At 39.4% G+C, this 15,639-nt stretch carries 14 protein-coding genes; 1 reads left to right on the forward strand and 13 read right to left on the reverse strand.

Translation table 11 applies throughout. From position 1 onward, the window contains the following. Positions 1 to 4 precede the first annotated feature (4 nt). The 12 genes from FAZ25_RS02190 to FAZ25_RS02245 form a co-directional block, all read right to left on the reverse strand. On the reverse strand, positions 5 to 1,321 hold the full coding sequence (locus FAZ25_RS02190) for a regulatory protein (RefSeq protein ID WP_004904471.1): 1,317 nt from the start codon (positions 1,319 to 1,321) through the stop codon (positions 5 to 7). After that, on the reverse strand, positions 1,311 to 3,182 hold the full coding sequence (gene walK, locus FAZ25_RS02195; protein WP_100665135.1) for a cell wall metabolism sensor histidine kinase WalK: 1,872 nt from the start codon (positions 3,180 to 3,182) through the stop codon (positions 1,311 to 1,313). Before walK ends, FAZ25_RS02190 begins: the two co-directional genes overlap by 11 nt. Before the next feature lie 103 nt (positions 3,183 to 3,285). Then, positions 3,286 to 3,993, reverse strand: a complete 708-nt coding sequence (gene yycF, locus FAZ25_RS02200; RefSeq protein ID WP_004899544.1) for a response regulator YycF — start codon at positions 3,991 to 3,993, stop codon at positions 3,286 to 3,288. A 124-nt stretch (positions 3,994 to 4,117) separates the two neighbouring features. Then, positions 4,118 to 5,098 carry a ribose-phosphate diphosphokinase gene (locus FAZ25_RS02205; RefSeq protein WP_004899545.1) on the reverse strand — a complete coding sequence of 327 codons (981 nt, stop codon included), beginning with the start codon at positions 5,096 to 5,098 and terminating at the stop codon, positions 4,118 to 4,120. Between the two features lie 144 nt (positions 5,099 to 5,242). Further along, positions 5,243 to 5,740 carry a peroxiredoxin gene (locus tag FAZ25_RS02210; protein WP_048801833.1) on the reverse strand — a complete coding sequence of 166 codons (498 nt, stop codon included), beginning with the start codon at positions 5,738 to 5,740 and terminating at the stop codon, positions 5,243 to 5,245. Positions 5,741 to 5,770: 30 nt separating this feature from the next. After that, positions 5,771 to 6,592 (reverse strand): Cof-type HAD-IIB family hydrolase, encoded by an 822-nt coding sequence (locus tag FAZ25_RS02215; RefSeq protein ID WP_048801834.1) that lies wholly within the window; start codon positions 6,590 to 6,592, stop codon positions 5,771 to 5,773. Positions 6,593 to 6,742: 150 nt separating this feature from the next. Continuing rightward, positions 6,743 to 7,975, reverse strand: coding sequence for an MFS transporter (locus tag FAZ25_RS02220; protein WP_004899551.1), 1,233 nt, complete (start codon positions 7,973 to 7,975; stop codon positions 6,743 to 6,745). 56 nt (positions 7,976 to 8,031) lie between these two features. Further along, on the reverse strand, positions 8,032 to 8,553 hold the full coding sequence (locus FAZ25_RS02225) for an NUDIX domain-containing protein (protein ID WP_146972570.1): 522 nt from the start codon (positions 8,551 to 8,553) through the stop codon (positions 8,032 to 8,034). Beyond that, positions 8,546 to 9,223 carry an HAD family hydrolase gene (locus tag FAZ25_RS02230; RefSeq protein WP_004908465.1) on the reverse strand — a complete coding sequence of 226 codons (678 nt, stop codon included), beginning with the start codon at positions 9,221 to 9,223 and terminating at the stop codon, positions 8,546 to 8,548. The genes FAZ25_RS02225 and FAZ25_RS02230 overlap by 8 nt, the downstream gene beginning before the upstream one ends. Further along, entirely contained in the window at positions 9,220 to 10,038 is an 819-nt protein-coding gene (gene hisJ, locus FAZ25_RS02235; RefSeq protein ID WP_004908466.1) for a histidinol-phosphatase HisJ, read from the reverse strand. The genes FAZ25_RS02230 and hisJ overlap by 4 nt, the downstream gene beginning before the upstream one ends. A gap of 141 nt (positions 10,039 to 10,179) precedes the next feature. Beyond that, positions 10,180 to 12,633, reverse strand: coding sequence for a phosphoketolase (locus FAZ25_RS02240; protein WP_004899556.1), 2,454 nt, complete (start codon positions 12,631 to 12,633; stop codon positions 10,180 to 10,182). A 191-nt stretch (positions 12,634 to 12,824) separates the two neighbouring features. Further along, positions 12,825 to 13,553 (reverse strand): GntR family transcriptional regulator, encoded by a 729-nt coding sequence (locus FAZ25_RS02245; protein ID WP_036058318.1) that lies wholly within the window; start codon positions 13,551 to 13,553, stop codon positions 12,825 to 12,827. A 79-nt stretch (positions 13,554 to 13,632) separates the two neighbouring features. Here FAZ25_RS02245 and FAZ25_RS02250 point away from each other — a divergent pair, with 79 nt between their 5' ends. Further along, positions 13,633 to 14,130 carry an aminoacyl-tRNA deacylase gene (locus FAZ25_RS02250; protein WP_004899560.1) on the forward strand — a complete coding sequence of 166 codons (498 nt, stop codon included), beginning with the start codon at positions 13,633 to 13,635 and terminating at the stop codon, positions 14,128 to 14,130. A 41-nt stretch (positions 14,131 to 14,171) separates the two neighbouring features. On the opposite strand, the gene dnaB is transcribed toward FAZ25_RS02250, so the two are convergent. Beyond that, on the reverse strand, positions 14,172 to 15,638 hold the full coding sequence (dnaB, locus tag FAZ25_RS02255) for a replicative DNA helicase (RefSeq protein ID WP_004899562.1): 1,467 nt from the start codon (positions 15,636 to 15,638) through the stop codon (positions 14,172 to 14,174). Position 15,639: the final 1 nt, after the last annotated feature.

Raw genomic sequence — 15,639 nt, forward strand, 5'->3', positions numbered from 1 at the left:
CTTATTAATCTTGTTGTGCATTAACATGCTTTTTTGACAAATATGCTGAGACACTTTGCCAGCCAGTCGGTGTTTCTATCATCCATGTGGGCACCATATTCACAGCTGCCTGACTATCTTGATTAATTAACCATTCATAGCCGGGTGTAATGAAATCATAATCAGACGACTTCACACCAGCATCATGTAATTGCTTTAATATTGTTTCCGTACTTGGCAATTGGACATCTGCCTGATTACTAGGAACGGGTACCCCGATTTCATTGAGTGAATAAGTACTTTTTTGATCACCATTTTTGGATAGCTCAATATGAATGGCCCCACTCTGAGACTGAAAATACACCGGGAAACCCTTAACATAGGTTCTAAAGGTAATTTTCTGACCCCCAGCTTGACTTTCATAAAAACGCGTATCCATTAAATTAAGCTGAAGCAAATTAATCTGAGAAAATGCTAGGTTTAGACGATTAACGTATTGTTGTGGCAATTTGTTTTTAGGATTTTTATCTTCAAATGTGACAGTTTCCCAAGACGGATCATATGTTATTTTCTGATTATTCAGCTTATTCGTATAAACTGTCTTGCTGCCTTCTTGGGTAACCGACAGTTGGTTGAGTGTTCCCAGTAAAGCTGAAACATAAGTTTTCGGGTCACGTTGATTAACTAAGTAAGAATAAACCGGTAATTTAAATTGTTTCGGATAAGACAACATCACACGACCTTGATACTTATGAAACTCAACCCCGACATCAGTTGGTAACTTAGCTGCCATTTGCCAGACATCAGGTGTATTTAATTGGCTAATATTAACAGTCGTTACTTCATTTGCATTCGTGTTAATAAAATACCCCTTATTCGACTGATCTAAGGCTAAAACAAAATAATTAAAGTTAAAGGGTTTCCCACTGTTAATTGTTTTACCATATCTTGTATTAAAGTAAGTTACTGGCACAACGTCTGGATACCTTAAAATTTGCGATTTCTTTTGAGATAATATTGTTTGAATAGCATGTGTTGTGCTTTTCTTCGTTTCGGCACCTGAAAATTTAGCTTTTGTAATAGCATCTTCAATCGTTTTGACTTGGGTGTTAGCAGGCGTTAAGGCAATATATTGATTGCCATTAGCTTTAGTAACAATATATTGTGTTGGCCGAAACACTTGTGATTGCTGTTCCGCTTGCTGTTCATTGACACTTTTTAATGGTTCATTTTTGCCAAATGAAATAAAAATAAAGCCTGTCAACACGACTGAAATGATAATAGCAATAACAAGTGAAAAGTCCAACGTGATACTCTGAAAAAAGCGATTTTTATTCCGCATCCCAATCAGCCTCCTGTAGTTCGGCGTCATCGACATAGGCTAGCGAAATATAGAAAGTAGAACCCTGATTTTCAACTGAATCAACCCAAATACGACCATTAAACTTTTCAACAACTTCTTTAGAAATAGCCAAGCCCAATCCAGTCCCACCTTGTGCGCGTGAACGCGATTTATCCACACGGAAAAATCGGTTAAAAATATTATTTAAATCTTTTTTAGGAATCCCCAAACCTTGGTCCGAAATACTCAAAATAGCACGCGTTTTAGTCTTAATTAACCGTGCTGTGATAACGCCACCATCAGGTGAATATTTAACAGCGTTATTCATGATATTATCTAATACCTGTGTAAATTTATCAGGATCTACTTCAACCCAAACATCCTCACTAGTAAATTCACGTTGTATACTGTAATTTTTATTTGGTGTTTCTGTATTCTTGGCATCATTTTCGATAATCATGTCAAAACGATTCAAAACAAAGTTAAATAAACTATTGAGATTGATCACTTCAAGTTTAACTGACATGGTTCCTTGGTCTAAACGTGACAACTCTAATAAATCGTTAATCATGCGAATCATGCGCTGTGTTTCATTTTGAACCACACCCAGAAAATTATGTGCCATTTCAGGGTCATTAATTGCCCCTTCGGCAAGGGCATCCACATACGATCTAACTGATGTGAGTGGTGTTCGTAACTCATGCGAGACATTGGACACAAACATGCGCCGTTCAGCATCAATACGTTGTTGTTCGGTGATATTGTGCAAAACAACTACTAAGCCAGATATAAACCCAGATTGACGCTTAATCAGCGATACATAAGCTTGCACCAACAAATCTTTACTATCATCAGATAAATCAACACGAAAATCATCTAAGTTCTCTAGCATATCACGTAGCGTTCTTTTGCCCTTTAACTGCAAAAGTTCAATGACGTTCTGGCCAATGGCTGCGTCACGATCAACACCAACAAAATCTGCCGCAGCTTGGTTAATAATTGTTACTTCGCCACGCCGATTAGCTGCTAAAACACCATCAGCCATGTGTGTCAAAACAGAATCCAATCGGTTACGCTCTGCATTCACTGTCTCCGTTGATTCTTCGACACGTGTTGACAACTCATTAACCGACTGTGCTAAATGACCAAGTTCATCAGAACCATAAATATGATTAACCATTGAATAGTCGCCATTAGCAATTTTGGTTGTTTGTTCATCAATCTGCTCAATCGGTCGCGTTAATGTTCGTGCTAAGAACAGTGCTAATGCAATACTGACCATTAGCGCCAGAATACCAGCAATCACAAATAAGCGCATGACACTATCAATGTTTTTATAGACTGGTGCTAAACTTGCTTTAACAACAAGCACACCAACAATGTCTTTTCCTCGTCCGTTATTGGACCCTAATGTCGTTGTTAATAATTCTTTACGTTCGTTATTTTCATTAACTGTACGCGATTTCAAAAAGGACTGTTCGCCTGCAATCGCTTTTTGGGCATTTAAATCAGTTGTTTTCTGACCAATGGTCTGCTGTCCTGAAACGGATAAAGTCCCACGTATCGTCCCCGTTTTATCAATCACTTGCGCTTCTTGTAAGTTGGTATTGTTCAAACTAGACAGAATATCTTGGATCTCGTGGTTACCTTCATTACTGTCTTTTTTCTTTAAAGCTGTGGTGATTTGATCAGTAACATACTTTGGCAAGGCAATTTGCTGTTGAAAAGTTGTTAGGTTTTGGCGCTCTATTTGACGTACAAAAAACGCACCCAAAAGTTCGAGTGCGATAATCATTAACAACACAAAAACAAGTGCTATACGAAAGCGTATGGATTTAAAAAAATTAGTCGTACTATTCATAGTTGCTGACGCATGGCGTCTGTCTCCTTGGTATTGACTTAAAACCTTTTTGATGGTGACTTTAGCAAACCGTTCTATCTTTCACAGGCTAGCTTTTGATTTTTTATTCAGCGTCGGGCCTTAGATAGTAACCAACACCACGACGTGTAGCCAACCAATTTGGATGACTAGGATTGTCTTCTATTTTTTCACGTAGACGACGAACCGTAACATCAACAGTTCGCACATCGCCAAAATAATCATAGCCCCAGACTTGCTGTAAAAGATGCTCACGGGTCATGACTTGCCCAATATGTTGTGCTAAGTAATAGAGTAATTCAAACTCACGATGAGTTAATTCAATATCTTGGCCTGCCTTAGACACCATATAAGCTTGCGGATGGATAGTTAAATCACCCAGCGCAATGTCTTCATTATGAACAGTTGCCTCTTCACTATGTTGGGAAACGGCCTTACGGCTACGCAAATTAGCCTTAACACGCGCCACTAACTCACGATTAGAAAAAGGTTTTGTAACGTAATCATCAGCACCCATTTCTAAGCCTAAAACTTTATCAATTTCAGAGTCTTTTGCAGTTACCATGATTACTGGTGTTTCTGATTTAGAACGAATTTGTCTCAAGACTTCAACACCATCAATCTCTGGTAACATCTGATCCAGTAACACAAGATCAGGTTTTTCATCGTTAAAAAGTGCTAAAGCTTCTTGACCATCGGCGGCTGTAATTACATCGTAGCCTTCTTTTGTTAAATTAAACTTGATGATATCCGAGATTGGCTTCTCGTCATCCACAACCAAAATTTTACTCATGGACGTTCTCCTCACATGATTCTACTATTTGTCTATCTCTAAGTATATCATTTTTTCACTAGACTGTAATATTTTGCACAAAAAAAGCCGACCAAATCGACCTTTAAAAATTAACATTTATATTTTAATGTGTTCGCCGATGAAAACGTGTCTTAAATAAGGATGAAATCGCTTCGTTATTACTAATACGGCGAATTGCTTCACCAATAAGTTCACCAACCGATACAATCTCTAACTTATCAAATTTCTTGTCATCAGGTAAATTAATTGAATCTGTCAAAATAACTTTAGTGAATACAGAATTCTGCAAACGTTCAACAGCAGGACCTGAGAAAACTGCGTGGGAAGCCACCACGTAAACCTCTTTGGCACCATGCGCCATAATCAACTCGGCTCCTTGCGTGATTGTGCCAGCCGTGTCAATCATATCATCAATCATAATAGCAGTCTTACCAGCAACATCACCTACAATGCTACCGATTTCAGCAACGTTTGGCTTTGGACGGCGCTTATCAATGACTGCTACTGGTGCTTCCAGTTCTAGCATATTATTTAAATTACGTGCACGTGTCATACCACCATGATCTGGCGATACCACTACAGCTTGCTTTTTGTCAGCAATACCTGACTCAATTAAATAATCTGCAAGCAGTGGTGCACCTTGTAAATGATCCATCGGAATATCAAAGAAACCTTGAATTTGGGCCGCGTGTAAATCTAACGCTAATACGCGTGTTGCTCCAGCACGTTCCAACATATTGGCAACTAACTTAGCTGTAATTGGTTCTCTAGAACGTGCCTTACGATCTTGACGTGCATAACCATAATAAGGTAAAACAACATTGATCTGATTCGCCGATGCACGACGCAAGGCATCAACCATAATTAATAATTCCATGAGATTATCATTAACTGGTGACGAAGTGGATTGAATAACAAAGACGTTATCCCCACGAATGCTTTCCTCAATGTTAATCTGTACTTCACCGTCAGCAAAACGTTTGACAGATATTTCACTCAATGGGACACCAACGGCATCGGCAATCTTTTGCGCTAATGGTTCATTTGAGCTTAAAGAAAAAAGTTTCAATTTAGGTTCTGGCATGTCTGGCTCCAAATGTTTTATGTAAATTTCACGTTCATACTCATTTTAACAAAAAAGCTTGTTAAAAGCCACAAAGTCTCTATCTCAACACAATAAAAGAACCTTACAATATATCACATGAGATAAGGTTCTTTGCTGAAAACACTATTTAGTTAGTTCACTTAAAGCTGCCAAAACATTATCATAGTCCGGCTCTTGTGACACTTCAGATACAATTTGCGCATATCGAACAATACCTTGTGCATCTATGATATAAACCGCTCTTGTATCCCAAGCATTAGCTGGCAAATAAAGCTTTGTTGCATAGCCAAATGATTCTTGTTCATCTGACAACATACGCATATTTTTAACACCTTCAGCCGCACACCAATCACGCTGCTCCGCCACAGAATTAGTTGAGATAGTAATAAATTGTACATTTTTAAACTGATCAACTGTTTGATTAAAATGGCGTGTCTGAAGTGAACATGTTCCCGTATTCAAATCAGGCACAACAGAAATCAACGTTACTTGACCTAATAAATCAACTGTTTTAACCTTTTCGCCGTTCTTGTCTTCTAACTTAAAGTGAGGCAATGCCTCTCCGACTGCTAGCGGTTCCCCAACTAGCGCTGTTTCTTCACCGTTAATTAAAACGTTCATTTTGACAACCTCCGTTGTTTATTTTTTACGCTACCGTAATTGTAGCACGAAATGCTCAATTGCCTTCGCCACTCCCGACGCGTTGTTTGTCGCTGTTTCAAAATCAGCTATTTGCTTAATATCAGGAATTGCATTACCCATGGCAACCCCAATACCAGCCTGTTCAATCATGCTATAATCATTTGCTTGATCACCAATCGCCATCGTCTCCGATGGCTTGACTGCTAACTTTTTTGCTAACGCAAGAAGCGCATTACCCTTTGACGCTTGGCGATCAATGAATTCTAAATTATTAGCTGTTGATCGAATAACATTGACATTCTGACTGATGTCATCGGGAACAGCCGCTTGCACAAGATCGAGTTTAGATTCTTCATCGTTGGCAATCGCCTTAATAAACTCGACTTTTTCCAATTCAGCCTCCGAATCCAAAACAAATAGTGGCAAATTAACCAAACTATTCTCAAAACTAGCCCAAGGGTGAATTTTATGGTGTGTTGTGTAAGCAGCATCATGTGTTTCAACTTGCACATACGTATCTTTGGAAACCATAAAGTCATTGATTTTCTTAAATTCGGCCACAGACAAAGGCTGCCTGAATAACGTCTTCTTGCCATCGGCGGTCTGAACTAACCCACCATTATAAGTTATAACGTATTGGTTGTCACCAGCAATACCTAATTCTGCTAAAATACCTTTGACGCCTGGTAATGGTCTTCCTGTCGTAATCACAATCTTGACATCTTGTGCTAACGCATGTTTAATTGCTTGTTTGACTTCTGGCGTCACTTCACGTTGGTCATTTAACAGTGTCCCGTCAATATCAATTGAAACGATTTTAATTTCTGACATGTCCCATATATTTCATAAGCTGCTCATGAAAGTGCAGATTATTAGTTCCCTTTCAATTTAAATGATGACAACACGTTCACGTATTGTGTTGCCATGTTAATTTAAATAATTGACTCTATTATAGCAAAAATACGCCACGATTTATAATAACTATCGTGTGCGCTTTTCTCGCAACATTTGTACAGCTAAACCCGTAAATAGCATACTAGTTAAAGTCACAAGCAACAGTAACAAGGCCGCACCAACATTACCAATCAGTACTGAAGCACTAACTATACCAGACGACAAGATAAATCCGATTGGACGGATGGCCGAACTAAATCCACTGTAAACGCCTATTTTTTCTTGATTCATCATTTCAGCGCGCAGTGATTGACTGGCTGGTGTCACAATCATTTCGCCAATTGTTAAAATAATAGCTAGTACTAACAATGGCCAAAAATCCGTGAGTAAAAATGTGATAGCAAAACCAATGCCTTGTATCGCTGTGCCAACTAAACTCGACTTCAAATCCGACCATCTAGCAAATAACTTCGTCATGAAGCCCATGAGTAAGACAATCATCAATGTGTTGGTAATGGTGATAACTGACAACATACGTTGCCCAAATATCTGCACCCCAAACATTGATGTGGTATGAAAAGATTGCGCCAGGTGTGCTGCCAAATAGTAATCTGGCGAAGAAAAGATAACTGCAATACCTATGCCGGCAACCATAAATTTTACATAACGTCTGTCCAACAAGACAATACGATAATTTTTAATCACGGCCCAAACGGACCGTCCTTGTTTTTGTCGTCGTTCAACTGGCAGTGTTTCTGTAATCCAAAATAAAACAATTAACAAACTAATTAGCGCGCCTAATGCTGTTCCAATGAGTAATTCAAAGCGTGCTGTCTTAAAGAACCAACCACCTAATGATGCACCGATCATGATTGACAAATTGATAACCCAGTAAATCATTGCGTAAATAAATTTACGATTTTGAACTGTTGACACATCAATCATCATGGCTTCTTCTGCTGGCGATGCAAAACTAAGACCAACTGATGCTAGTAAAAAACCAATAAATGTCACATAGGGATTGACATAGTATGGTGAATTCATCGCTGCCGCAACAACGTACCCAACCACCATTAAAGCAATTCCTGTTAACATCACACGTTTACGCCCCCATGAGTCGGACAAATGACCACCATAAAGACCTGCTATAAAACCAGCGACTTGCACTGATACTAACAAAAATCCCGTGACCAGAGCACCCATATATTCGACATAATAAATTGTCATATTTGGTCCAACGGATGACCCAATTGCAACCGTTATAAACATCATCAAAATACGCAACTGAATATTACGATCTAACTTGAAAAAATCTGACATAAGACCTCCAAAATAAAAAGCATACAAAAGTTGTATGATTTTAAAAATGATACTTTTTAAAACAGTAACGTCGCCGCCTTAGAAATTAAATTGGCTTCCGTTAGCTGATGATTGTTTTGCATGACATGAAGAGCATCTGCTAATGACATCCAATCAGCAGCAATAACTTCCGCTGCTTGTAGTCGGATAGACATTGTCTCGCTATCTATTTTTATAGCGTACCAATCTTCAATCCAACTGCTTAATCGACGCGTCAATAGGAATCGTAACTGGTGAGCTGGTACACAAATATTCATTTCTTCTGACAACTCTCTCACTAGGGCCTGCTGACTCGTTTCCCCGACTAAAGCTGAACCCCCAATTTCAGCTGTCCATAGACCTGGTCGACTCATCTTATGAAATGACCTTTGCTGCAATAAAACCTGTCCAGCAAGATTAAAAATAATGCCATTGGTCACTAAATGATACTCCCCAACATTGAGTTGCTCGCCACGCCGATGTGAGCGCCCCGTCTTTTGTTTATCGGCTGTGTAGACATCCCATAGCTCATCTAGTTTATCAGCACGCTCATCAACCATGTGCTGGCAATAAAACGTCAGCTAATGCTTCTCGCGTCGTGACAATACTATCTGGTTGTGCTGCTTCTAACGTTGCGAGATGATGTGAACCCCATGTCACAGCGATAGTTTTCATGTGTGCCGCATGACCAGCGTCAATATCAAAAGTAGCATCACCAATCATAACGGCTTGATTGGCAAGCAACTGGTGCTCTGATAAAGCCTGTAATAAGCCTTCAGGATTTGGTTTAAAGGCAACCACACGATCAGAACCATAAATATCAGTAAAATACTGATCACAAGATATCAACTTTAAATTCCGTTTTGCAACAGCTGACTTTTTACTAGTCATAATAAAGAGAGCAATACCTTGTTGCACCAATTGTTGTAATAATTCTGGGATTCCTGAATAGGCTTTAATATTTTTTTCAGATTCATTATTTTGGTAAGCCTGACGAAATAGCTGGAATAGTTTTTTTAGTTTTTCTTCACTAAGTTGTCGTTCTGATAATTTTGGAAAAGAGGTTTCAATAGGCACACCTTGATAATTGATAATATCTTGAGCCACTGGTATAGGTAAACCAACCGATTCAAATGCTTGTTGCGTCGCTAACACAGAGAGCTTCTCTGTGTTAGCAATCGTCCCATCAAAGTCAAAAAAAACAGCCTTCAGTGCTTGGTTTTTCATCATTTCAGCACCTCCTTAAGTAGGTCAAAATGCCTACCGATATCATGCACACGATGTGCATCTGAACCGTAAATTATCGGTATCCCCATATCCTGAGCAGCAGTGATAATATCATTATCCGGGTAAGCCTCACCATTTTCCGGTTCACTTAAACCAGCTGCATTAAATTCTAATTGGTAGCCTCTTGCCTGTATCATTTGTAAAATATCTCCGATTTGGCGGTAAATTCCATCTGAATAGTCTGGTAGATTGAGTACCTTTTGAAACTTTTTTACTAAACCTAAATGTCCAATTCTAACAGGCACATCAAGACCAATTACTGCTTCAACACTTTGCGCGACAGTTTGGAAATAACGTTGGTAAAATTTTTGGGGATCAGCCAACAGGTTTGAGAAATGTGCTGACACATATTCCGCTGTATAGTCAATTGGACGCAATTCGCCTACGTCATCTGGTATAAAATGAACAGCAAGCACAATTTCATCGAGCCATGTTTGATTATCACGCAAAAAGCGACGCATATTCACTTCATTATTAGCTAAATAATCAACTTCAAATCCCTTTGTGATTGTAATCTGTTGCTTATATTTTTTTATTAAACGTGCCGTTTCACGTTTAACCTGAACAATGTCTTCATCAGTGACAACGGCATAATCGCCTGGCAATGACAGTCCCGATAATAACGGTGCATGCTCGGTAATTGTATAGGTTTCAAATCCTAACGTCATTGCACGCTCAATATAAGCATCAAAAACTTCATCAGAATTTTGATGTGAAAACGGTGTATGTGTATGGCCGTCTTTTTTTGGTAACATCATTGCACAAACCTCTTCATTCTTTCCGTATCATTAACTATTATTGTACAGATAAGTTAAAAAAAAAGCGAACCAGAATATATCTGATTCGCTTAATGATTTAATGATTTAAAGAGTTGACTTAATCGTGATTAACATGGTTAATTACTTCAAAGCTGACCAATTCCAATCAGTAAATTCTTCGATATCGCGACCTTCGTTACGAGTAACTTCGAAATGCTTTGCCAAGGTAGCATCCATCTTTTCGATAAATGTATCAGCAGCTGCTTGATCAATTGTGCCATTAGCTGACAAAATTTCGGCAGCTTCCTTAGCTTGGTGGAAACGATCCAACTTTGAGTAAACACGCATGTCATAAGTTGTTGTGATGTCACCATCTTCACGGTAACCATGAACATAAACATCACCCTTGAACTTACGTTCGAAGAAGAATGATTCAATCAAATCTTCGTAAGCGTGGAAACCAAAGATAACAGGCTTATCAGCTTGGAAGAACTTGTTGAATTCTGCGTCAGACAATTCACGTTCATCATTCATGTGAGATTCTGACTTCTTTTGCAAACGAAGTAATTCAACAACGTTAACATAACGGAACTTTACTTCTGGGAAGGCTTGGTTAATCAACCACAAGGCAGCAAGTGTCTCGATTGTTGGTTCTGTACCAGATGATGCGAATGTAATATCAACATCACCAGATGGTGCAGTAGAAGCCCAATCAATAATCTTCAAACCTTCATTAGCTAATTCATCAGCTTCATCAGCAGTAAACCATTGTTGACGTGGTTGCTTAGAAGCAATAATCAAGTTAACCTTGTGACGTTCTGAGAACGCACGATCTTGAACAGCCAACAATGAGTTACCATCTGCAGGCAAGTATTCACGAATGAAGTTAGACTTCTTTTCAGCCAAATGAGTCAACATACCTGGATCTTGGTGTGTGTAACCATTGTGATCTTGTTGGAACGCAGTCGACGTCGCAATCAAGTTCAATGATGGATAATCATTACGCCATGCTTGTTCTGAGGCGTGACGCAACCACTTGAAGTGTTGTGTAACCATTGTATCCACAACACGCAAGAATGACTCGTATGAAGCAAAGATACCAACGCGGCCAGTCAATGTGTAGCCTTCAAGCCAACCTTCAGCTTGGTGCTCTGACAATTGCGAGTCAATGATACGACCTTCTGGGCCAACATATTGATCATTTGGTTCCTTAACTTCTTCCATCCATTGACGGTTAGTTGTGTTAAAGAGACTCCACAAACGGTTTGACATTGTTTCATCAGGTCCAAAGACACGGAATGATGTTGGGTTCAACTTAGCAACTTCTTCCAAGTAGTTTGAAAGTGTTGTCATATCCATGTTTTGAGTAACCTTTGGCAACTCGTGTCCACGATTCTCATTTGTAATGTCATTTGTGAATTGACGCCAATCTGGCAATGTCAAATCGGTCGCTTCTTCACCACGACGACGTCCGCCGTTAGCGATTGGGTTAGCTGACATACGCTTGTCACCCTTAGGTGCAATAGCTTTCAATTCATCTTTTAATGAACCATCAGCATTGAACAATTCTTCTGGCTTGTATGAATTCATCCAGTCTTCGAATTGTGACAATGTTTCTAACTTGTTTTGTGCCAAAGGCAATGGCACTTGGTGAGCACGGAATGAATTTTCGATAGGGTTACCATCTTCATCATGTGTTGGTCCACCCCAACCCTTTGGCAAGCGTGCAATAATTACAGGCCATGCTGGGATTGTACCATCTTCGTACTTACCGTTTTCACGCGCATCCTTTTGGATAGCTTGAATATCTTCAATAGCTTGATCCAAAACCTTAGCAGCCAATTCGTGATAAGCTGTATAGTCATGGATGTCATCATTTTCGATAAAGCGAGGTGAGTAACCCAAACCTTCAAAGAACTTTGTGATTTCTTCATCACTCATACGTGAGAAGATTGTTGGGTTAGAAATCTTAAATCCGTTCAAATCCAAGATTGGCAAAACAGCACCATCATTCTTAGCATTCAAGAACTTTGTTGAGTGCCATGATGTCATTGATGGGCCTGTTTCGGCTTCACCATCACCAACAACAGCAAAAGCAATTTGATCAGGATTGTCCAAAACAGCACCAAAGGCGTGTGACAATGAATAACCCAATTCACCACCTTCATGTAATGAACCTGGTGTTTGTGCTGTCATGTGTGATCCGATTCCGCCAGGGAATGAGAAACGCTTGAACAAGCGGCTCATACCTTCCAAATCTTGAGTGATTTCTGGGTAATCTTCAGTATATTCGCCATCCAAGTAGGCATTAGTAACCATTACTTGGCCACCGTGTCCTGGTCCACCGATGTAGAACATGTTCAAGTCATACTTGTTAATCAAACGGTTTGCGTGTGCATACAAGAATGTTTGACCTGAAATAGTTCCCCAGTGACCGATAGGCTTAACTTTAACGTCTTCGGCTTGGATTGGTGTGTTAGTAACTGAGAACAATGGGTTGCTCTTCAAGAAGATCATCCCTGCTGACAAATAGTTAGTTGCACGCCACCACTTATCAACGAGTTCCAAGTACTCTTTTGAATCGAAATCTGCCATGAGATTAAGTACTCCTTATTTTTTGAGAGAATCGTAAACCACGAATCTTTCTCCGTTATTTACTTCTCAAGTATAACCGATTTTAAGGATTTATTCAAGATAAAAACATTATTGGTTGATTTTGTTTTTTATTTTGGTTGGCGCAGTAACATAATTGGTACGGTCCAATACAATAAAAATAGTTAAGTTTTTTATTCGGAATCAATACTAACAAAGGCGTTATATCTTAAATATTTATAGTGTAGTCGCATACTGGAAAATTCCAACGGTGTCCCGTCATCCATGAAAAATATACCTTCCATAATCCCAACTGGTTCACGATCTGACAGTTCCAATAATTGTTGGTCTTCTGGGTTTGAAGGTTCAGCCATGATTGTCATAAAGGATTTGGTTACCGTTCGGTTTTTAGTATTTTCGACATACTCATAAACCGAACCTGAAACAATCTCTCGATTTAAGCCCGGTAATACATTAATCGGGACATAGCCCCTTTCAATCATAAACGGCACCCCCTCTAATCGTCGCAAACGTTTGATTTCATAAACAAAGTCACCTTCACTCAAAAATAACGCTTGTTGCTGTTCGGGTGTTGCTGGAATAACACGAAAATCTAATAATTCGATACTTGGTGCTTTCCCATCGACCCGAAACGAATCAGAGACACCTAAATTAGAGCCTTCATGTTGAAATAAAGCATTATTTTTAAGATAGAGCGGATTGACGAAAGTGCCACTGCCACGCTTTTTAAAAATAACCCCTTGTTGTACAAGAACATTCAAGGCACGCTTAATTGATGAGCGTGAGACATGATAATTTTCGGCCAAAGAACGTTCGTCTGGTAACTTTAGATTAGGAAAATCACCATTATATATTTTTTGTTTTAAGTCCGCTTGCACGGTTACATATATAGCTTCTGACATCATGCCAAATAGTATATCATGAATTGGTTGGACCGCGCTACTTTTTGGTTGTGCCAATTTGTGGTAAACTGTCATTATTATGGCAAAAAAGAAAATCAAAAAAACATTACCTGAGCAGATTATGGATAAGCACGATGTGGCATACGAAGGCTTTGAATTTAATATTCTAGACAAAACTGAAGCCCAACGGGATGCTCTATTAGAAAAATTCAATGTCAAACACGCAGACATCTATAAAACGTTAGCGGCTACTGGTGATAAGACTGGTCCAGTGGTAGCAATTATTCCCATTACACAACACCTCGCCATGAAAAAATTAGCACACGTTTCTGGCAATAAGAAAGTTACCATGTTGTCTTTGAAAGAACTGCAAAAAACTACCGGATACGTTCATGGCGCTAATAACCCAGTGGGTATTTGGCAAAATAAACATTTCCCCATTTTTATCGATAGTACTGCTGAAACTGCCCCTTATTTTCTGGTCAGCGCTGGTGAACTTGGCCGTTCTGATAAAGTTAAACCAAAAGATATCGCAACACTAGTCGGTGCCACATTTGCTGACTTGCTGGATAAATAAAATAATAAAAAAAGGGACGGCCAATATATGGTCGTCCTTTTTTACCACCCTGGGTTACCATTTGGTCCAGCATTTGGATCGTCGCGAAACAACGGCGCCATCGGACTAAATTTGAATGTTGGTTTATTAAACATCAGCGTTGCAGTGCCTCGCGCACCAGCACGATTCTTTTCCAAAATGATTTCAATTGGAACAGCCTCATCATCATTACGCTGATCCCCACTACCGTCTTCATCTGTCCCATCGTTACGATAATAATCATCACGATATAAAAAGGCAACAATATCTGCATCCTGTTCAATCGAACCAGATTCTCGCAAATCTGATAACACTGGCCGCTTATCAGTCCGTTGTTCAACACCTCGGCTAAGCTGTGCTAAGGCTAAAATTGGCGTATGCAATTCCTTCGCTAATTTCTTAATGGCACGTGATATTTCCGACACAGCTTGCTGTCTGCTTTCTGTGTTATTCGATTCAATCAAACCCAGATAATCAATAATGACCATACCAATTGGGTGAGGATTGTTAATTCTGTCTTCTTGCGTCATATCATTGAGCAAGTCTTTTTCTAACTTACGTAGTTTGGCACTAATTTGATTAATTTTAATACCTGGTGTATCATCCATGTAAATTTGCATGTTAGCCAAGGATTGCATGGCTAATGTTAGTGATTGCCAATCATCTTGGGACATTTGCCCAGTCGTTAGGTGAGCGGAATCAATTGCCCCTTCGGCCGCAACCAATCGTGTCACTAGGTCAACTGCACCCATTTCCAAACTGAAAACAACCACCGGCACTTGTTCTGCTTTAGCAACGTTCTTTGCAATATTTAACACAAATGCAGTCTTTCCGACTGCTGGTCGAGCCCCTAAAACAACCATTTGATCTTCTCGAAAGCCGTGCGTCAAATTATCTAACTCCGGATACCCTGTGGCTAACCCAACAATATCATTGTCGTTTTCAACAGCGTTATCTAAGTTCTCTTGAAATTCACGCAAGACATCTTTAATTTTTTGAAAATCTTCGTCACCACGATTTTCCGCCAATGTATCTAAATTACGATTAAGTATATCTAAGATATCTTCACTCGGTTCAGCAGCATCATATGCCAAAGACATGCTACGTGTTAATGTTTCAATAATACGACGTAAAACGGATTTTTCGCGGACAATATTTGCATAATGCTTTAAATTGGCTGAAGACGCCGATGACTCAGATATTTCGGCCAAATATGTCATGCCACCAACATTTTCAAGTTGTTGCATGCTATTAAGCTTGTCTTGCAACGTCAACATATCAATAGGGCGCTGTTCATCGACTAACTGCTGCATCGCTTTGAAAATTGTTTGATGCGCTTGACGATAAAAGTCCGCAGGTTCCAAAATCGCCTGAGCTTCTACCATGGCACTATCTGATCTCACATCGAAAAAAATGGCCCCGAGCACCGCACGTTCCGCATCCACATCTTGTGGTACTTGCCGATACTCGTATGATCCCGGATTGTCCATA

Source organism: Leuconostoc sp. LN180020 (assembly GCF_014844115.1).
Taxonomy (GTDB): Bacteria; Bacillota; Bacilli; order Lactobacillales; family Lactobacillaceae; genus Leuconostoc; species Leuconostoc citreum.